General features: G+C 71.4%; 20 protein-coding genes. 1 reads left to right on the top strand and 19 read right to left on the bottom strand.

Features of this window, described 5'->3' with window-relative positions; all coding sequences use genetic code 11:
• Positions 1 to 52: 52 nt before the first annotated feature.
• The 7 genes from rlmN to rpsB all read right to left on the bottom strand — a co-directional run bounded on the left by rlmN (position 53) and on the right by rpsB (position 7,481).
• The gene (rlmN, locus tag AMK27_RS26415) at positions 53 to 1,159 is read right to left on the bottom strand and encodes a 23S rRNA (adenine(2503)-C(2))-methyltransferase RlmN (protein ID WP_073912946.1); all 1,107 of its coding nucleotides are present in this window, start codon (positions 1,157 to 1,159) and stop codon (positions 53 to 55) included.
• Positions 1,160 to 1,206: 47 nt separating this feature from the next.
• On the bottom strand, positions 1,207 to 2,823 hold the full coding sequence (locus tag AMK27_RS26410; RefSeq protein WP_073912943.1) for an MFS transporter: 1,617 nt from the start codon (positions 2,821 to 2,823) through the stop codon (positions 1,207 to 1,209).
• A 130-nt stretch (positions 2,824 to 2,953) separates the two neighbouring features.
• Positions 2,954 to 4,048 carry a phosphatidate cytidylyltransferase gene (locus AMK27_RS26405; protein WP_073912940.1) on the bottom strand — a complete coding sequence of 365 codons (1,095 nt, stop codon included), beginning with the start codon at positions 4,046 to 4,048 and terminating at the stop codon, positions 2,954 to 2,956.
• The gene (frr, locus tag AMK27_RS26400; protein ID WP_030322321.1) at positions 4,048 to 4,605 is read right to left on the bottom strand and encodes a ribosome recycling factor; all 558 of its coding nucleotides are present in this window, start codon (positions 4,603 to 4,605) and stop codon (positions 4,048 to 4,050) included. Before frr ends, AMK27_RS26405 begins: the two co-directional genes overlap by 1 nt.
• 94 nt (positions 4,606 to 4,699) lie before the next feature.
• Complete coding sequence (pyrH, locus tag AMK27_RS26395; RefSeq protein ID WP_015036487.1) at positions 4,700 to 5,464, bottom strand: UMP kinase; 765 nt, start codon at positions 5,462 to 5,464, stop codon at positions 4,700 to 4,702.
• A 163-nt stretch (positions 5,465 to 5,627) separates the two neighbouring features.
• A complete protein-coding gene (gene tsf / locus AMK27_RS26390; protein WP_073912937.1) occupies positions 5,628 to 6,464 on the bottom strand; it encodes a translation elongation factor Ts in 837 nt (278 codons plus the stop codon).
• Between the two features lie 99 nt (positions 6,465 to 6,563).
• Positions 6,564 to 7,481, bottom strand: coding sequence for a 30S ribosomal protein S2 (gene rpsB, locus AMK27_RS26385; protein ID WP_073912934.1), 918 nt, complete (start codon positions 7,479 to 7,481; stop codon positions 6,564 to 6,566).
• A gap of 264 nt (positions 7,482 to 7,745) precedes the next feature.
• Between rpsB and AMK27_RS26380 the strand changes: the two genes are divergently transcribed.
• Positions 7,746 to 8,186, top strand: coding sequence for a murein hydrolase activator EnvC family protein (locus AMK27_RS26380; RefSeq protein ID WP_338014333.1), 441 nt, complete (start codon positions 7,746 to 7,748; stop codon positions 8,184 to 8,186).
• Positions 8,187 to 8,237: 51 nt separating this feature from the next.
• On the opposite strand, the gene AMK27_RS26375 is transcribed toward AMK27_RS26380, so the two are convergent.
• The 12 genes from AMK27_RS26375 to rplS all read right to left on the bottom strand — a co-directional run bounded on the left by AMK27_RS26375 (position 8,238) and on the right by rplS (position 18,379).
• The gene (locus AMK27_RS26375) at positions 8,238 to 8,786 is read right to left on the bottom strand and encodes a TetR/AcrR family transcriptional regulator (RefSeq protein WP_073913260.1); all 549 of its coding nucleotides are present in this window, start codon (positions 8,784 to 8,786) and stop codon (positions 8,238 to 8,240) included.
• 72 nt (positions 8,787 to 8,858) lie between these two features.
• Positions 8,859 to 9,695 (bottom strand): RNA polymerase sigma factor WhiG, encoded by an 837-nt coding sequence (gene whiG, locus AMK27_RS26370; RefSeq protein WP_030325654.1) that lies wholly within the window; start codon positions 9,693 to 9,695, stop codon positions 8,859 to 8,861.
• Between the two features lie 239 nt (positions 9,696 to 9,934).
• On the bottom strand, positions 9,935 to 11,305 hold the full coding sequence (gene dprA, locus AMK27_RS26365) for a DNA-processing protein DprA (RefSeq protein WP_241847607.1): 1,371 nt from the start codon (positions 11,303 to 11,305) through the stop codon (positions 9,935 to 9,937).
• Positions 11,302 to 12,924, bottom strand: a complete 1,623-nt coding sequence (locus AMK27_RS26360) for a YifB family Mg chelatase-like AAA ATPase (protein ID WP_073912928.1) — start codon at positions 12,922 to 12,924, stop codon at positions 11,302 to 11,304. The genes dprA and AMK27_RS26360 overlap by 4 nt, the downstream gene beginning before the upstream one ends.
• A 1-nt stretch (position 12,925) precedes the next feature.
• Positions 12,926 to 13,291: a YraN family protein gene (locus AMK27_RS26355; RefSeq protein WP_073912925.1), complete on the bottom strand. Its 366-nt coding sequence runs from the start codon at positions 13,289 to 13,291 to the stop codon at positions 12,926 to 12,928.
• Between the two features lie 119 nt (positions 13,292 to 13,410).
• A complete protein-coding gene (locus AMK27_RS26350) occupies positions 13,411 to 13,719 on the bottom strand; it encodes a DUF2469 domain-containing protein (RefSeq protein ID WP_005311352.1) in 309 nt (102 codons plus the stop codon).
• A 55-nt stretch (positions 13,720 to 13,774) separates the two neighbouring features.
• Positions 13,775 to 14,386 (bottom strand): NUDIX hydrolase, encoded by a 612-nt coding sequence (locus AMK27_RS26345; RefSeq protein WP_241847606.1) that lies wholly within the window; start codon positions 14,384 to 14,386, stop codon positions 13,775 to 13,777.
• Positions 14,383 to 15,159, bottom strand: a complete 777-nt coding sequence (lepB, locus tag AMK27_RS26340; protein ID WP_073912922.1) for a signal peptidase I — start codon at positions 15,157 to 15,159, stop codon at positions 14,383 to 14,385. The genes AMK27_RS26345 and lepB (AMK27_RS26340) overlap by 4 nt, the downstream gene beginning before the upstream one ends.
• Positions 15,160 to 15,233: 74 nt before the next feature.
• Positions 15,234 to 16,181 carry a signal peptidase I gene (gene lepB / locus AMK27_RS26335; protein WP_073912920.1) on the bottom strand — a complete coding sequence of 316 codons (948 nt, stop codon included), beginning with the start codon at positions 16,179 to 16,181 and terminating at the stop codon, positions 15,234 to 15,236.
• Complete coding sequence (gene lepB / locus AMK27_RS26330; RefSeq protein WP_073912917.1) at positions 16,150 to 17,145, bottom strand: signal peptidase I; 996 nt, start codon at positions 17,143 to 17,145, stop codon at positions 16,150 to 16,152. The genes lepB (AMK27_RS26335) and lepB (AMK27_RS26330) overlap by 32 nt, the downstream gene beginning before the upstream one ends.
• Positions 17,138 to 17,959, bottom strand: a complete 822-nt coding sequence (lepB, locus tag AMK27_RS26325; RefSeq protein ID WP_073912914.1) for a signal peptidase I — start codon at positions 17,957 to 17,959, stop codon at positions 17,138 to 17,140. Before lepB (AMK27_RS26325) ends, lepB (AMK27_RS26330) begins: the two co-directional genes overlap by 8 nt.
• Positions 17,960 to 18,028: 69 nt before the next feature.
• Positions 18,029 to 18,379: a 50S ribosomal protein L19 gene (gene rplS, locus AMK27_RS26320; protein WP_015036473.1), complete on the bottom strand. Its 351-nt coding sequence runs from the start codon at positions 18,377 to 18,379 to the stop codon at positions 18,029 to 18,031.
• Positions 18,380 to 18,482 lie beyond the last annotated feature (103 nt).

The raw sequence follows: 18,482 nt of genomic DNA, 5'->3' as shown, positions 1-18,482 counted from the left end.
GTGGCGCTCCCCTGTCGGAATATGGAGATGTGTTCGACCTCAGAGTACAAGGTCAGCGCTCGGCGGCCGCCAGCTGTCCACAGGCACCGTCGATCTCCTGGCCCCGGGTGTCCCGGACGGTCACCGGCACGCCGTGGCGGGCGATCGCCTCGACGAAGGCCTTCTCGTCCTCCGGACGCGACGCCGTCCACTTCGAACCCGGCGTCGGGTTCAGCGGGATCAGGTTGACGTGCACCCGACGCCCCTTGAGCAGCCGGCCCAGCAGGTCACCACGCCAGGCCTGGTCGTTGATGTCCCGGATGAGCGCGTACTCGATGGAGATCCGGCGGCCGGACTTCTCCGCGTACTCCCAGGCGGCGTCCAGGACCTCACGCACCTTCCAGCGCGTGTTGACCGGCACCAGGGTGTCCCGCAGCTCGTCGTCCGGGGCGTGCAGCGAGACCGCGAGCCGGCACTTGAAGCCCTCGTCGGCGAACCGCAGCATCGCGGGCACGAGCCCGACGGTGGAGACGGTGATCCCGCGCTGCGAGAGCCCGAGGCCGTCCGGCTCGGGGTCGGTGAGGCGCCGGACGGCACCGACGACCCGCTTGTAGTTGGCGAGCGGCTCGCCCATGCCCATGAACACGATGTTGGAGAGCCGCGCCGGCCCCCCGGGCACCTCCCCGTCGCGCAGCGACCGCATCCCGTCCACGATCTGGTGCACGATCTCGGCGGTCGACAGGTTCCGGTCGAGCCCGGCCTGCCCCGTCGCGCAGAACGGGCAGTTCATCCCGCAGCCGGCCTGCGAGGAGATGCACATGGTCACCCGGTCCGGGTAGCGCATGAGCACCGACTCGACGAGCGTGCCGTCGTGCAGCCGCCACAGGGTCTTACGGGTGGTGTCGTCGTCGCACGAGATGTGCCGCACCACGGACATCAGATCGGGCAGCAGCTCCCCGGCCAGCTTCTCCCGCGAGGCGGCCGGGATGTCCGTCCACTCGGCGGGATCGTGCGCGTACCGCGCGAAATAGTGGGTGGACAGCTGCTTGGCGCGGAACGGCTTCTCGCCGATCGCGGCGACGGCCTCCTTCCGCTCGGCGGGCGTGAGGTCGGCCAGGTGCCGCGGCGGCTTCTTGGCTCCGCGGGGGGCGACGAAAGTGAGTTCTCCGGGCTTGGGCATGGTGGTACCAGTGTCGCAGACGCGCGCCCGTGGCCCGGTTCGCCGCCTCAGGGGGTGGGTGAGCGGGGCTGGGTGCGGGGGATGCGGTGGGTGAAGAAGAGGGCCACGACGGACGCGCCGGCCAGGATCGCGAGGGCTGCCTTCAGGCCGTCCAGGCGGGCGGTCTCGTTGGCCTCCAGGGCGGCCTGGGACACCTGCTCACTGGTGCCCGCCTCGTCGAGGGCGGCCGTCAGCTGGGCGTCCGAGAGGAACGGGACGCCGCTCTGCAGCTCGACGACGGCCTGGCTCTTCACCTCGGCCGGGACGGCCGGGTTCCGCTCCACCGCGCCCAGGAACGACGTGGTGAGCGCGGCGATCATCAGGGAGCCCGCGAGCGCCGTGCCCATCGAGGAGCCGAGGTTGGTGACGGCGTTCTGGATGCCTCCGACCTCCGCGCTCTGCCGGTCGGGGACCGCGGAGACCGTGACCGATCCGAGCTGCGAGGCCAGGGCCCCCATCCCGAACCCGATCAGCAGCAGCGGGACGGTGACGATCTCGGCCCCCGCCTCCGCGTCCAGTGCGGCCATCAGCGCGACCGCGCCGGCGAGCAGCGCCACCACCCCGATCCGTACCACCCGGCGCGGCGAGACGTCGGGGAGGAGGCGCGGGATGAGGACCGCGGCGGCGAGCAGTGTCAGCGAGAGCGGCAGGATCCGGGCGCCCGTCTGCAGCGCGGACAGACCGAGCGCCACGGACAGGTAGAGCGGGACGACGAAGAAGACGCCCATCTGTACGAGGTACTGGAAGAAGAACATCGTCAGACCGCCGGTGAGCTGCTTGTTCCGCAGCATGGCGGGGTCGACGAGCGGCTCCCGGCCCCGCTCCACGAGCCGGGCCTCCCAGCGGAGGAACACGTACACCAGGAGCAGACCCGCCAGCATCAGCCACACGGTCAGCGACACCCCGAGCCACGCGGGCGCGTCGGCCTTGGGCTGGACCCAGCCCCATTCGTCCGAGCGCAGGACGCCGTAGACGAAGATCCCGAGCCCGGCGGCGGACAGGGCGGCGCCGACGAGGTCGATGCGCGGGTGCGCCTCCTCGCCGGCGTCGGCGATGCGGCGGGCGAACACCAGGATGACGAGCACGACCAGGACCTCGCCGGCGAAGACCCAGCGCCAGGAGAAGTAGGTCGTGGCGATGCCGCCGATGAGCGGTCCGAGCCCGATGGCCACGGCACCCGCGGCCGCCACGATGCCGTACGCCGCCGCCCGGCCCTCGGTGGGGAAGTTGCCGGCCACGAGCGCCACGATCGACGGCAGGATGAGCGCCGCCCCGATGCCTTCGAGGAACGACCAGCCGAACAGCAGCACGGGCAGGTTCGGCGCGAGCGCCGTGGTCAGCGATCCGCAGCCGTAGATCACGCAGCCGATCATGAACGCGCGCCGGCGTCCGATCAGCACCCCGACCTTGCCTCCGGGGATCATGAACATCGCCATGATCAGCGTGTACGCGGTGATGGCGCCCTGGATGCCGGTCACGGTCGTGCCCACGTCGTCGGCGACGGTCGCGATCGCCACGTTCATGACGGAGCTGTCGAGGGCCATCAGGAACTGGCCCGCCGCGAGCGTCAGCAGGACGAGCCGCGTCCCCGCGGGTGCGCCGCCGGCGCCTGCCGTGGATGCCATGACCGTATTGTCACCGTGCGGGATGGTTTCGGCTCGGCGACGGCGTCCACACCTGCGGTCCTACGCGCCCCCACGCACGAGGGCCCGCCACCCAGGAGGGTGACGGGCCCTTGCGGCACACGCGTACGGATCAGGTCGAACCGACGAAGATCACGAACAGCAGCCACACGACCGGAGCCGTCGGCAGCAGCGAGTCCAGCCGGTCCATGATCCCGCCGTGTCCGGGAAGCAGGGTGCCCATGTCCTTGATGCCCAGGTCCCGCTTGATCATCGACTCGCCGAGGTCGCCGAGCGTCGCGCTCGCCGCCACCGCGAGACCCAGCAGCAGACCCTGCCACCAGACGCCGTCGTCGATCATGAACTGCATGCACAGCGCGCCCGCCGCCATCGCGAAGGCCACCGCCCCGAGCAGGCCCTCGCGGGTCTTTCCGGGACTGATCCTCGGCGCCAGCTTGTGCTTGCCGAAGCGCCAGCCGATCGCGTACGCGCCCGTGTCGCTGACCACGGTCAGCACCAGGAACGTCAGCACCCGCTCCGGGCCGTCGTCGGCGGTGAGCATCAGCGCCACGAACGTCGCGAGGAACGGCACGTAGAACGCCGCGAACACACCCGCCGTGACGTCCTTCAGATAGCCCTCGGGAGGCTCCGTCATCCGCCAGACGAGTACCGCGAGCGCCGTGAGCGCCATCGCCACCCAGGCGCCCTCGGGCCCCCGTACGTAGCCGGCGACGACCATCGCCGCACCGCCGACCGCGAGCGGCACCAGCGGAGCCTTGATGCCCTTGCGCTCCTGGAGACGGGAGGTCAGCTCCCAGAGCCCGACCACCACGGCGACCGCTATCACCCCGATGAACGCCGGAGCCCAGACGTACAGCGAGGCGATGATGACGGCCCCGAGGCCGACCCCGACCCCTATGGCCGCGCCCAGATTGCGCCCCGCGCTCTTCTTCTGCCGTGGCGCGGGCGGCGGAGGCGGGGTGGGGCTGGGCATGGGCTCCTGCGGGTGCTCGTGCGGCGTCTCGTCGCGGAACAGGGGACCGCTCTGGTGAGCGGCCCCCCGACCGTGATCGTCCTGGAATCCGCCGCCGGGAACGTCGGGCACGATGGGCATGGGCCGAGTCTGCGCCGCCTGCTGCCGATCGTATGCGGGACCCGCCGGGACGGGCCCCTGGTCGGGTCCCCCACGGCCGGAACCGGCCGGGGCCCCCCAGGAAGAGTCGTTCATCAGACCTCGAGCAGCTCGGCTTCCTTGTGCTTGAGCAGCTCGTCCACCTGCGAGACGTACTTCGCGGTGGTGTCGTCGAGCTCCTTCTCGGCGCGGCGGCCCTCGTCCTCGCCGACCTCGCCGTCCTTGACGAGCTTGTCGATGGTCTCCTTGGCCTTGCGGCGGACCGAGCGGATCGAGATCTTCGAGTCCTCGGCCTTGCCCTTGGCGACCTTGATGTACTCCCGGCGGCGCTCCTCCGTCAGCTCGGGGAACACCACCCGGATGATGTTGCCGTCGTTGCTCGGGTTGACGCCGAGGTCCGAGTCCCGGATCGCCTGCTCGATGTTGCGCAGCGCGCTCTTGTCGAACGGGGTCACCACGGCCATCCGCGGCTCCGGGACGGAGAAGGACGCCAGCTGGTTGATGGGGGTGATGGCACCGTAGTAGTCCGCCACGATCTTGTTGAACATCGCCGGGTGCGCACGGCCGGTGCGGATCGCGGCGAAGTCCTCCTTGGCGACCACGACGGCCTTCTCCATCTTCTCCTCGGCCTCGAGGAGGGTCTCTTCGATCACCACATGCTCCTGCGTGTCGTCGCGTTGTGTCCTGCACGGTGTACGACCGGCAGGGCTCTGTCCATCCCCTTGCGGGGCGGTTCCCCGGTTCGGGTCAGGCCCGGGTGCCCTGGTCGCTCACGAGCGTGCCGATCTTCTCACCCTTCACCGCGCGAGCGATATTGCCCTCGGTGAGCAGTTCGAAGACGAGGATCGGGAGGTTGTTGTCCCGGCACAGGGTGATGGCGGTGGCGTCGGCGACCTTGAGGTCGCGGGAGATCACCTCGCCGTACTCCAGTGCGTCGAACTTGACCGCGTCGGGGTTCGCCTTCGGGTCGGAGTCGTACACGCCGTCCACGCCGTTCTTGCCCATGAGGAGCGCCTCGGCGTCGATCTCCAGGGCGCGCTGGGCGGCGGTGGTGTCCGTGGAGAAGTACGGCATGCCCATGCCCGCACCGAAGATGACCACACGGCCCTTCTCCAGGTGGCGCACGGCGCGCAGCGGGATGTACGGCTCGGCGACCTGGCCCATGGTGATGGCGGTCTGGACGCGGGAGTCGATGCCCTCCTTCTCCAGGAAGTCCTGGAGGGCGAGGCAGTTCATCACGGTGCCGAGCATGCCCATGTAGTCGGATCGGGCCCGGTCCATGCCGCGCTGCTGGAGCTCGGCGCCGCGGAAGAAGTTGCCTCCGCCGATCACGATCGCGATCTCCGCGCCGTCGCGAACGACGGCCGCGATCTCACGCGCGATGGCGTGCACGACGTCGGGGTCGACGCCCAGGCCGGTACCGCCGGAGAAGGCTTCTCCGGACAGCTTCAGCATGTAGCGGCCGGCCTTCTTGCCGTTGTTGTCGTCGCCCTGTACGGCGCCCTGGTTCATGGAGATCTCCTCGTGCACATACGAAGGAGGCCATTGCCTTGGGTCCTCGCGGTTTCCCGTACGGCAATGGCCTCCTCGTCAGATCTGCGGTCGTCCTGCGCGTGCGCGGACGACTGCCTCAGACCCTACCGGGGTCCGGTGTCCGTCGCGTTCGCGTACGGACTCAGATGCCGACCTTGATGCGGGTGAAGCGCTTCAGGGTGACACCGGCCTCGTCCAGGATCTGCTGGACGGACTTCTTGTTGTCAAGGGCGTACGGCTGACCGAGCAGCGTCGCGTCCTTGAAGAAGCCGTTCACGCGACCCTCGACGATCTTGGGGAGCGCGGCCTCGGGCTTGCCCTCGGCGCGGGTGGTCTCCTCGGCGACGCGACGCTCGGTCTCGACGACCTCGGCCGGGACGTCCTCACGGGTGAGGTACTTCGGCGCGAAGGCGGCGATGTGCTGGGCGACACCCTTGGCGACGGCGGCGTCGGCCTTGTCGAACTCGACGAGGACACCGATCTGCGGCGGGAGGTCCGGCATCGTGCGGTGCATGTACGCGAAGACGAAGCCGTCGGCGTACTGCGCGAAGCGGTCCAGGACGATCTTCTCGCCGAGGTTGGCGTTGGCCTCGTCGACGAACGCCTGCACGGTCTTGCCGGCCTCGATCTCGGAGGCGAGCAGCGCCTCGATGTCGGCCGGGGCGGTCGCGGCGACGTGCGCGGCCAGCTGGTTGGCGACGGCCTGGAACTTGTCACCCTTGGCGACGAAGTCCGTCTCGCACTTCAGCTCGACGAGGACGCCGGAGGTGTTGTCGTCGGCGATGAGGGAGACCACGGCGCCGTTCTCGGCGGAGCGGCCCTCGCGCTTGGCGACGCCCTTCTGGCCCTTGATGCGCAGGGCCTCGACGGCCTTGTCGACGTTGCCGTCGGCCTCGTCGAGGGCCTTCTTGCAGTCCATCATGCCGGCGCCGGTGAGCTCGCGGAGCTTCTTGACGTCAGCGGCGGTGTAGTTCGCCATGAGTCTGTTTCTCTCTCGAAGTCTGAAAGATCGGGCGGGTCCACGGGTGAACGGCGGGGGCTTCGTGGGCCCCCGCCGTCCACCCGAAGGTCCTGAAGGTCAGGCCTGCTCGGCGTCCGCGGCCGGAGCCTCGGCGGCGGCCTCGGCCGGGGCGTCGGCGGCCTCGGCGTCGGCGACCTTCTCGGTCTCGGCGGAGGCCTGGACCTCGGCAGCCTCGGGGGCCGCGTCGTCGGCCTTCTTCTCGCCCTCGAGCAGGTCGCGCTCCCACTCGGCGAGGGGCTCGCCGGCGGCCTTCTCGCCCGGCTTCGAGTCGCCGGTCGCGGCGCCGGAGCGGGCGATGAGGCCCTCGGCGACGGCGTCGGCGATCACGCGGGTGAGCAGGGTGACGGAGCGGATCGCGTCGTCGTTGCCCGGGATCTTGTAGTCGACCTCGTCGGGGTCGCAGTTGGTGTCGAGGATCGCGACGACCGGGATGTGGAGCTTGCGCGCCTCACCGACGGCGATGTGCTCCTTCTTGGTGTCGACGATCCAGACGGCGCTGGGCACCTTGGACATCTCGCGGATACCGCCGAGGGTCTTCTCCAGCTTGGCCTTCTCGCGGGAGAGGACCAGGAGCTCCTTCTTGGTGAGGCCGGACGCGGCCACATCCTCGAAGTCGATCTGCTCGAGCTCCTTGAGGCGCTGCAGACGCTTGTAGACGGTGGAGAAGTTGGTGAGCATGCCACCGAGCCAACGCTGGTTGACGTACGGCATGCCGACACGCGTCGCCTGCTCGGCGATGGCCTCCTGGGCCTGCTTCTTCGTACCGACGAACATGATGGAGCCGCCGTGCGCGACGGTCTCCTTGACGAACTCGTAGGCGCGGTCGATGTACGACAGCGACTGGAGCAGGTCGATGATGTAGATGCCGTTGCGCTCGGTGAAGATGAAGCGCTTCATCTTCGGGTTCCAGCGACGGGTCTGGTGACCGAAGTGGACGCCGCTCTCCAGCAGCTCCCGCATCGTGACGACGGCCATGGCCGTATCTCCTTGGGTTTCTCGGTTATGTTCCTGACGCCCCGACGCGCCATGCCCGCAAGGGACCGAAAGGCGCTGCCACGGCCGGTGACGGTAGTGGCGGGGCGTGCGAAGTCGACCCGGTGACCCGGGTCGCCATAGGAAGTGTACGGGACCCCGGGAGCAGCGGGTGACGGCGCTGTCCACAACCGGCTGGTCGTCCACAGAAACCGTCCGCCACCCCTGCGCGCCCGACGTGCGGGGGAGCGTTCTCCCATGCACCTCATGACACTGATCCTGACTCTCGGCCTCCTGTGGCCGGTGGGGCCGCCGATCCCGGAGGTCCTCCGCGGCTGGCAGCCGCCGCCGGGGCCGTACGCGGCCGGCCATCGCGGCGTCGACCTGGCCGCCCCGCCGGGCACCGCGGTGGTGGCCCCGGTCGCGGGCACGGTCACCTTCGCGGGCCCGGTCGGCGGGCGCGGGGTCCTGACCCTGACCCTGCCGCACTCGGGCACTCCCCCGCTGCGGACCACCTTCAGCCCGGTGACTCCGCTGGTGAGGACCGGCACGCGGGTCGCGGCGGGCACTCCGGTCGCCCGGGTCGCCCCCGGCACGCACTGCCCGGAGGCCTGTCTGCACTGGGGCCTGCTCAGAGGCGACCGGTACCTGAACCCGCTGCTGCTGACCCCGCGCACCCCGTCCCGCCTGCTGCCGGTCGGGGGGTGACCGGGCGGCGGGAGCGACCGCGGACGGTCGGGCCCGGGGTCGGGCCCGGGGTCAGGACCCGGTGCCGTTGACTCCGTGGAGGGCCATCGTGACCGCCGCGTCGGCGATCTCCTCGGGGTTCTCCGCCGCGCCGAGCTCGATGCGGCGGACCGCCGCGTCGACGACGCCCTGGAGGAGCATGGCGCCCAGGCGGGGCTGGGACTGCCCCAGGGCCGCGAGCGCCTCGACGATCATGGCGACGAGTCCGCCGTGGGCCGCGCGGATCTTCTCGCGGGCGCCGTCGTCGAGCTCGCTCGCCGAGATGGCGACGACCGCGCGGTGCCGGCGGTCGCCGACGAGCTCCAGCTGCTTGCGGACGTAGGCCTCGACCTTGCCCTGCGGGGTGTCCGCGCCGTCCATGGCGACCTCGACCTCGGCCGCCCACACGGGGAAGTCGACGGCGCACAGCTCTTCGACGACCGCCGCGCGCGATCGGAAGTACTCGTACACCGAGGAACGGGCCAGGCCCGTGCGCTCGGCGAGTGCGGGGAAGGTCAACGCCTCCGTACCGCCCTCGGACAGCAGGGCACGCGCGGCGTCCAGCAGGGCGCCGCGCTGCATCGTCCGGTGCTCGGCCACCGAGGCCGCTCGAATCCTGGGCACGGCTCCACTGTACGACCGGCTCGCGCCGGGTCAGCGTCCGACGTCGGCCAGCTTGGCCCGGAGCTGGAGGACGGACTTGGTGTGGATCTGGCTGACGCGGCTCTCGGTGACGCCGAGGACGTGGCCGATCTCGGCGAGGGTGAGGCCCTCGTAGTAGTAGAGCGTGACGACGGTCTTCTCCCGCTCGGGGAGCGTGTTGATGGCGCGGGCGAGCAGCCGGCGCAGCTCACGGTCCTCGGCGACCTCGACGGGGTTGTCGGCGGCGGTGTCCTCGAGCGTGTCCATCAGGGAGAGCCGGTCGCCGCCCTCGCCGCCGACGTGCAGCAGCTCTTCGAGGGCGACCACGTTCGCCAGGGACAACTGGCTGAAAACCGCGTGCAGTTCCTCCAGCGTGACGTCCATCTCCGCGGCGACCTCGGTCTCGGAGGGGGTGCGCCTGAGCTGGGCTTCGAGGGTGGCGTACGCGCGCTCGACGTTGCGGGCCTTCTGGCGGACGGAGCGCGGGATCCAGTCGAGGGCGCGGAGTTCGTCGATCATGGCGCCGCGGATGCGGGTGATGGCGTACGTCTCGAACTTGATCGCGCGCTCGACGTCGAACTTCTCGATGGCGTCGATGAGGCCGAAGACGCCGGAGGAGACGAAGTCGGCCTGTTCGACGTTGGACGGCAGCCCGACGCTGACACGTCCCGCGACGTATTTGACGAGGGGCGAGTAGTGCAGGATCAGCTGTTCCCGCAGCCGCTCGTCTCCCGTGTCCTTGTACGACCGCCACAGTTCGTCGAGGGAGGTCGGTGCGGGTGGTCGCACGGTGCCCCGGGCTGCTGGGGGCACCGCAGCGCGGTCAGACCCGGAGGTGTGCTGGGGCATGCGTTGCCTTGAGCCGTTCTGCTGTCGGGTGTGTCGGTGCGGGTGTCCTGGACGGAATTCTGGTGAGCGTAGCGTGAGTGCGCGGTCGCGGTGCGCGAACATCGGCGGATCGCGCCGCTCCGGGTGGACGCCGTCGGCCACATCTTCGAACCCGGGCCGTGGCGCGTGTCGGCCCCTCGGGTGCGACCGAGAGAACTCGATTGTTCATCACCTTCACCCTTTCACCCGAATGCTCCAGGTCAAGTACCGCCTCGCCGCACGTTCGGGGCGGGAGTCGTCGTGTTCGTCAACTGCCAGCCCTCTCCGTGCCGTTCGACGAAGCCCAGGGAATGGAGTTCGTACAGCTTGGCGAGGGTGTCGTCGGGGGTGGTTCCGGCGCGACGGGCGATGACGGTGGTGGGGGTGGGTCCGCGGGCCGGGACCGCTTCGAGGATGTGCGCCGCGGCCGGGGCGAGGAGGTCGCGCGGGAGGACGGGTCCTCGGCGCGCCGGGGCGAGCTGGCCCATCTCGCCGACGAGTTCGACGATCTCGTCGGCGTCGGTGACGAGGACGGCGTCGCCGCGCAGGAGTTCATGGACGCCGGCGGAGAGTGCGCTGGTCACGGGGCCGGGAACGCCCATGGTGTGGCGGCCGAGGCGGGCGGCGGCGCGTGCGGTGACGAGTGAACCGCTGCGGTGCTGGGCCTCGATGACGACGGTGCCCCGGGTGAGAGCGGCGATGACCCGGTTGCGGAGGATGAAGCGGCTCGGGGTCGGATGGCTCTGGGGTGGCAACTCACCTACGACGAGCCCTTGTTCGGTGATGCGATCGATGAGCTGGGCGTGGCCGCGGGGGTAGGGGGTGTCGACGCCGCAGGCGAGGACGGCGACGGTGGCCCCGCCCGCGGCGAGGGCGCCGCGGTGGGCGGCCCCGTCGATGCCGTAGGCGGCTCCGGAGACGACGACCCAGCCCTGGCGGGCGAGGCCGGTGGCGAGGTCGGCGGCGGTGTGGGCGCCGTACGGCGTGCAGGCGCGGGCGCCGACGAGAGCGACCGAGCGGAGGGCCCAGGCGCGCAGGTCGGCAGGGCCCCGGACCCAGAGGCCGAGGGGGCGGGCGTCCGCGAGGTCGTCGAGCTGCCGGGGCCATTCGGTGTCGCCGGGGACGAGGAAGCGTCCGCCGAGGTCGCGGATGGTGGCGAGGTCGCGGCCGGGGTCGGCGGCGGCGGCGGCGCGGAGTCTCCAGGAGGCGACACGCTTCGGCCCGGTGCCGGGGAAGGGGTCGCCGTCGCCCTCGCCCCGGGGAGCGCGGCGGGCGGGCGCGGTGTCGAGGAGCCGGTCGAGGAACCCGACGGCTCCGTAGCGGCGGAGCCAGCGGCCGGCGTGCTCGTCGCCGGGTTCGACGGCGCGGCTGAGCGCGGCCCGCGCCAGCCGCTCGTCCCCGGAGTCCGCACCGGAGACGCCGGGGCGGGAGTCGCTGTCGGGGCCGGGTCCGGGCCTGGAGTCCTGGCGGAGGCCGGGCTCAAGGCCGGTGTCGAAGCCGAGGCGGCCGGGGGCGGGGCCGGTGCCGGGGTGGCCGGTGTCGAAACCGCGGTGGCCCGGGTCAGGTCCGGGGCCGGGGCCTGGGGTGGTCATGGCCGGTCCCCCGCTCCGACGGGCACGCCGCGGGCGATGCCGGTGCGCAGTTCGAGGGCGAGGGCGATGTCCTCGCTGTCGGGGCGGTCGTGTCCGGCGAGGTCGGCGACGGTCCAGGCGACGCGGAGGACCCGGTCGAGGCCGCGGGCGGTGAGGAGTCCGCGTTCGATGTCGCGTTCGGCGGTGGCGAGGGCTCCGGGGGCGGCGAGGTAGCGGGTGCGGAGCTCGTGCCCGGGGATCTCGCTGTTGACGTTCCAGGGGGTGTCGGCGAGGCGGGCGGCGGCGCGGTCGCGGGCTTCGCGGACGCGTTCGGCGACGGCCTCGGTGGTCTCGCCGCGACCGCCCTGCCCGAGGAGGTCGGAGCGGGTCACCGGTTCGACCTCGACGCGGAGGTCGACGCGGTCGAGGAGGGGTCCGGAGAGACGTGCCTGGTAGCGGCGGACGAGCGCGGCGGGGCATTCGCAGCCGGCGCCGTGCAGCGTATGGCGTCCGCAGGGGCAGGGGTTGGCGGCGAGGGCGAGGAGGAAGCGGGCGGGGAGCCGGACGACTCCGGCGGCGCGGGCGATGACGACGTGCCCGGATTCGAGGGGTTGGCGGAGCGCGTCGAGCGCCTTCCCCGAGAACTCCGGGGCTTCGTCCAGGAAGAGGATGCCCCGGTGGGCGAGCGAGACGGCGCCGGGCCTGGGGAGTCCGTTTCCGCCGCCGACGAGGGACTGCATGGTGGCGGAGTGGTGGGGCGCGCAGTAGGGGGCGCGCCGGACGAGGGGTTCGCCGGGCGGGAGGATGCCGGCGACGGAGTGGACAGCGGTGACTTCGAGCGATTCCTGCCGGGTGAGGGGCGGAAGGATGCCGGGGAGGCGCTCGGCCAGCATGGTCTTCCCCGCGCCGGGCGGTCCGGACAGCAGGAGGTGATGACTGCCCGCGGCCGCCACTTCGAGGGCGCGGCGGGCCCGGTGCTGGCCGGCGACGTCGGCGAGGTCGGGGCCTTCGGAGGGGTCGGTGGGGTCGGCGGCGAGTCCGGTGCCGAGGCCGGCGCCGGGGACGAGGAGTCCGGCGAGCATGGCGTCGGGCCGGCCGGCCTCGGTGGGCTCCTCCTCGGGGACGGGTTCGTCGGTGAGGACGGCGATGAGCTGGCGGAGGCTGCGGACGCCCAGGACGGACACCCCTGGGACGAGGGAGGCCTCGCCGGCGGTCTGTTCGGGGACGACGACCTGGTGGTACCCGGCGTCGGCGGCGGCGAGGACGGCGGGGAGGATGCCGCGGACGGGCCGGACCCGTCCGTCGAGGCCGAGTTCGCCGATGAGGACGAGGTCGGCGATGGCCCGCGGGTCGATGCGCTCGGCGGCGCCCAGGACGGCCGCCGCCACGGCGAGGTCGAAGCCCGATCCGCCCTTCGGCACGGACGCGGGGCTGAGTCCGACGGTGAGTTTCTTCTGGGGCCATTCGGCGCCGGAGTTGACGACGGCCGCACGGACCCGGTCACGGCTCTCGGTGAGGCTCTTGTCGGGGAGTCCCACCAGGGCGAAGGCGGCGACGCCGGGTTCGAGGTCGGCCTGGACCTCGACGACGACGCCTTCGACACCGACGAGGGCGACGGAGCAGGTGCGGGCGAATCCCATCTCAGGCCACCCCCTGGGCGTGGGTGAGGAGCGGGGCGCCGCGGCGGGGCAGGACGATCCCGACGAGGTCGATGCGGACCCCGCCGGAGGGGGCCGGGATGCCGCTGCGGTCGAGCCAGCAGGCGGCGAGCCGTCGGAGCCGGTCCGCCTTGCGGGGTGTGACGGCGGCCATCGGGTGCTCGTACGCACCGTCACGCCGGGTCTTGACCTCGCAGATGACGAGGGTGTCGCCGTGGCGGGCGACGATGTCGATCTCGCCGGTCCGGCCGCAGCGCCAGTTGCGGGCGAGGATGCGCATGCCGGTCGCGGTGAGCAGGCGGGTCGCCAGCTCTTCTCCGTACCGTCCGAGCGCTTGGGTCCTGTTCATGCGGTACCACCTCCGTCACCGACTGTGACGGAGGTGGTGGGATCGCGAGCGGCGCTGTGGACGACCGAGGACCTGTGGAGAACCTGCTCACTCGTACGGGTGAGCTCGGCAGGGCCGGGTCAGCTGCCGGGGAGTTCGAGGTCGCTCTTGTTGAGCTCCTCGATGTTGACGTCCTTGAAGGTGAGAACACGGACCTGCTTGACGAACCTGGCCGGTCTGTACATGTCCCAGACCCAGGCATCGGCCATGCTGACCTCGAAGAAGACCTCGCCCTGGACCGAGTGCACCTGCATCTCGTAGTCGTTGGTGAGGTAGAAGCGCCGCTCGGTCTCGATCACGTATTTGAACAGCCCGACGACATCGCGGTACTCCCGGTAGAGCTTCAGCTCCATCTCGGTCTCGTACTTCTCGAGGTCCTCGGCGCTCATGGCATGTTCCCCTTCAGCCGTGCGTCCCCCTATTGTGCGCCAGGCGGACGCGCCCCTAAACGATTTCCGGGGCGAGAACCACCGGTGCACGCGGAGGTCCCTCGTCGAGCAGCGTGCGCAGCAGCTCGGCGAGTCTGGTCGGGTACACCGTCTCACGGGCCGCCGACAGTTCGGCGGAGGTCCACCATCTGAGGCCCGCGAGGCTGCGGTTCTCCAGCTCGGTGAGGGCCTGCGGCCGGGGCGCGGCCTCGGCCCTCCGGGTGCGGGCGAGGTAGTACCACTCGTCCTGGTCCCAGCGGCGCCCGTCGAAGGGGAACGAGCAGTACCGCGTCCAGAGCACGGGCCCGAGGTCGATGTCGGTGATGCCGGTCTCCTCTGCGAGCTCGCGCAGGGCCGCCTCCTGCCGGGTCTCGTCGCCCTCCAGGCCGCCGCCGGGCGTGAACCACCAGGTCTGGTCGGGGTGGTCGGGCTCGTACCCGTGCAGGAGGAGGACGCGGTCGTCGGCGTCGAGCAGGACGACCCGCGCGACCCGCCGCACCTCCACCTGCGGCCCGGCACCCGACGCGTCGATCGGACCGGCCCCCGAACCGGCCCCCGCCCCGGTACCCGGATCATCGATCGCACCGGCACCGGGCCCCTGCGTCTGCCGTGCCGCGGAGTCCGTCATGTACCCACCTTCTCCCGCGCCCCGGGAGCCGTGCCCGTCGGCCGGCGCTTCGTCAGCCGGCTCGTCCGCCGTACCACCGGCCCGTACGCTCCCCCGGCGAGGACCAGGACCCCTCCGGCCGCGATCGCGCCCAGGAGGGGCATGACGGGCCCGGGCTCCGAGATCCCGCCGGGAAGTCCGGCGAAGCCCTCGGGGCGGTCCAGGAGGCCCTTGGCGGGCCAGACCACGGCGTCGACCCTGGCGACCACGGAGGAGCGGGGCACGGAACCACGTCCGGCCTCCTCCATGTGCGTGCGGGAGTCGAGCGAGGTGTGCCGGTCGTCGCCGAGGAGGAAGAGGTTGGCGTCCGGGACGGTCACGGAGAACTCCGTGCCGGAGGCGATGATCCTGCCGCCGGGTCCGGGCCGCAGATAGGGCTCCTCGACGGGCTCGCCGTTGACGGTGAGGCGGCCGTCCCGGTCGCAGCAGGCGACGGTGTCGCCGCCGACCGCGGCGACCCGCTTCACCATGGGGGTGTTGCCCCAGAGGGGGTCGGTGAAGACGACGACGTCCCCGCGCCGCACCTCGGCGCCGTCGACGCGCTGGGCGAGGACCTTGGATCCGACGTCGAGGGTGGGGGTCATGGAGTCGGTGGGGACCGAGTACGGCTGGTAGAGCAGGGCTCCCCAGACGAAGCCGCCGAGGAAGAGCACACAGCCGACGGCCACGGCCAGCCCCGACAGCATGCTGCCGAGGCTGCCGTGGCCGCCCTTGGTCCGTATGTTTCCGCTCATGTGCGCACCCCGTAGGTCTGTCGGCGGACCGCTGGTCTGTCGACGGTCCGGGACGGCACCCTACCCGCGGGTCGCTACTCGGCGGTATGCCGTGCGGCGACCTTCTTCCGGCGCCACAGGACCAGCGGGAGCGCTCCGGCGAGGCCGGCCGCTCCGAGGGGGGCGGCGCCCAGGGCCTTGTTGAGCGCGGGGTTGTCGAAGATCTCCGGCACCGGGAGGGTGGCCCAGCGGGTGACGGGCCAGGCGATCACGACCGCACGGCCCACGACCTCGTCGACGGAGACGGTGCCGCCGCCGGGGAGCTGCTGGTGGAAGCGGGAGTCGAGGGAGTTCTGGCGGTTGTCGCCCATGACCCAGATGCGGTTCTCGGGGACCTTGATCGGGCCGAAGGAGTCCTGGCAGGGGACGGAGCCGGGGTAGAGGTACGAGGTCTCGTCCAGCGGCACGCCGTTGAGGACGACCTTGCCGCCCTCCTTGCAGGACACGGTGTCGCCGCCGACGGCGATGACCCGCTTGATGAGGTCCTTCTCCTCGGCGGACGGCATGAGGCCGATGAAGCTGAGGAACTTCTGCACCACGTTGGGCGTGGGCGTCTCCTGGCCCTCGAGCCAGCCGCCCGGGTCGTGGAAGACGACGACCTCGCCGCGCTCGGGCTCGGAGCCGAACCAGGGGGTCAGCTTGTCGACGAGCACCCGGTCGCCCCGCTGGAGGGTGTTCATCATCGATTCCGAGGGGATCGAGAACGCCTGCACCAGGAAGGTCTTGATCAGCAGGGCGAGGACGAGCGCGATGCCGACCAGAAGCGGCAGTTCCTTCCAGAAGGAACGCGGCTTCTTGGGGCCGCGGCCGGAGCCGTCCGCCGCCTCGTCCCCGTCGTCCGGCGTCCCGCCGTCCGGTGCCCCGCCGCTCGGCGGCTGCGCCTGCCCGTCATCCGTCACGTCGTCACCCGTCGTGTCATCGCCGAAGGCCCCGCCGGCCCTCTTGTCGGGCTCATCGTGTCCGGATCGTGCGCCGACGGCCAAATCCCCCACATCCACTCCTCAGTCCGTGCGATCGCCTGCCCCGGAACAGGGACAGGCCCACCACTCCCATAACGAGCAGAAGTTCCGCAGGGGTCGGGAGCCCGGGGAATCCGTTCAGATTCCGCTGGGACACACTATGCGACGGACCGAGCGCGGTCTCGGAACCCGCACGGGCGTCCGGTACGGCGGCGAACGTCCCCCGTTCCTCCAGGCCCCGCCAGTGCGCGACGGGCCAGGCGATCACGACGGCGCGGCCCACGACCTGCTCCTCGGAGACGGTGCCGTGGTCCTTCTCCTCGAGGTGGAAGCGGGAGTCGGCCGAGTCGGAGCGGTGGTCGCCGAGGACGAAGATGCGGCCCTGCGGGACCTTCACCTCGAAGGGGATGGTCGACGGCTCGTTGCCGGGATGCAGGTACGGCTCGTCGAGTGCCACGCCGTTGACGGTGATCCGCCCGTCCTTGCCGCAGCAGCGGACGGTGTCGCCCCCGACGGCGACGACCCGCTTGATGAGGTCGCGGTCGTCCGCGGAGGGCAGCAGCCCGATGAAGGTGAGGGCCTGCTTGGCCTGCTTGACGCCGATGGGATCGTCGGCGGGCGGCGCGGCCTCCTGCTGGAGCCAGTTGCCGGGGTCCTTGAAGACGACGACGTCGCCGCGCTGCGGCCGGGAGCCGAACCAGGGCGTGAGCTTGTCGACGAGGACCCGGTCGGAGATGCGGATCGTCTGTTCCATGGAGCCGGAGGGAATGACGAACGCCTGGACCAGGAAGGTCTTCAGGACGAGCGCGATGAGGACGGCCACCGTGATCAGGATGGGGATCTCGCGGATCGCGGAGCGCTGCCGGCGCCGCTTGACCTTGCGGGCGAGCCTGCGCCGCTCGGCCCGGCCCGGCAGGGCCGGGGCCTGCTCGGGCCCCCGGTCGGCGGGGCGGCCGGCGCCGCCCGGCGGCCGGCCCCGGCTACCCATGGGGTGCCGTCCCGTGCCCGCCGGCCGGAGCGGCGGGTACGGCGTCGAAGGCGTCGGTCTCCTGGACCGTGGTCCAGCGGTCGAAGGGCCAGGCGATCCAGTCGGCGCGGCCGACGACCTTGTCGACGGGGACCATGCCGCCGCCGGGGTTGCCGAGGTGGTCTCGGGAGTCGCTGGACTGGCTGCGGTGGTCGCCCATGACCCAGAGCCTGTCCTGCGGGACGACGATGTCGAAGGGCACGGAGGACGGCTGGTCGCCGAGCATCACGTAACGCTCCTCGACGGGGACGCCGTTGACGGTGAGGCGGCCGTTCTTGTCGCAGCAGACGACCCGGTCGCCGCCGATGCCGACGACCCGCTTCACGAAGTCGGTCTCGTCGGGCTCGGCGAGCCCGAGGGCGGCCGCCCCGTCGTGCAGGAGACCGGTGACGGGATTGCCCCGGGGCTGTTCCCGTACGAAGGACCCCGTGCCGTCGAAGACGACGACGTCGCCCCGGGCCGGCTCACTGCCGAAACGGTACGCCAGCTTGTTGACCAGAATCCGGTCGCCGACCTGGAGGGTCGGTTCCATGGAGCGGCTGGGGATCAGGAAGGGCTGCATCACGAAGTGGCTCAGGAGCAGCAGGAAGGCCACGCAGGCGGCGCCCACGAAGGCGGTGCGCCGCCAGGAGGAGGTGCTCCGCGCACTCCCGGCGTCCGCCATGTCGCCCGCGTCCCGCGTGTCGTTCGTGTCCTCGGAAACGCGCGCGGAGCGCGACCCGTCCTCCGTGTCGGAAGAGGGGTCGCGCTCCGTGTGCTGTGCTTCGGTGTCCATCGGTGGCAGAGCCTATCCGGACTGCCTGTGCGAGGGCTCGGAAGCGTAGAGCGTGCCGGGAGCCCGAGCTCAGCGGTCGCGCTTCTCCTTGATCTTCGCGGCCTTGCCGCGCAGCTCACGGAGGTAGTAGAGCTTGGCGCGACGGACGTCACCGCGGGTGACGAGCTCGATCTTCTCGAAGATCGGGCTGTTCACCGGGAAGGTGCGCTCGACGCCGACGGAGAACGAGACCTTGCGGACCGTGAAGGTCTCGCTGACGCCCGAACCCTGGCGACGGATGACGACGCCCTTGAACTGCTGGATACGCGAGCGGTTGCCTTCGATGACGCGCACGTGGACGTTCACGGTGTCGCCGGGGCGGAAGGCGGGGAGGTCGGAGCGGAGCGAACCCGCGTTGACCTGGTCGAGCAGGGAGGCCATGGAGGTCTCTTTCCTCGCTGATGCCACAGGTCATCAGCGGTACGTTCGAAGTGATTCGGAAGACCGTCCGGTCCTGGCGGCGTCGTTCCCCCTGTGGCAGGGG

Origin of the sequence: Streptomyces sp. CB02009 (assembly GCF_001905825.1) — a bacterium.
Classification (GTDB): domain Bacteria; phylum Actinomycetota; class Actinomycetes; order Streptomycetales; family Streptomycetaceae; genus Streptomyces.
Note: the sequence above shows the minus strand (reverse complement) of the source record. Positions and strands in the feature narration are given on the sequence as shown.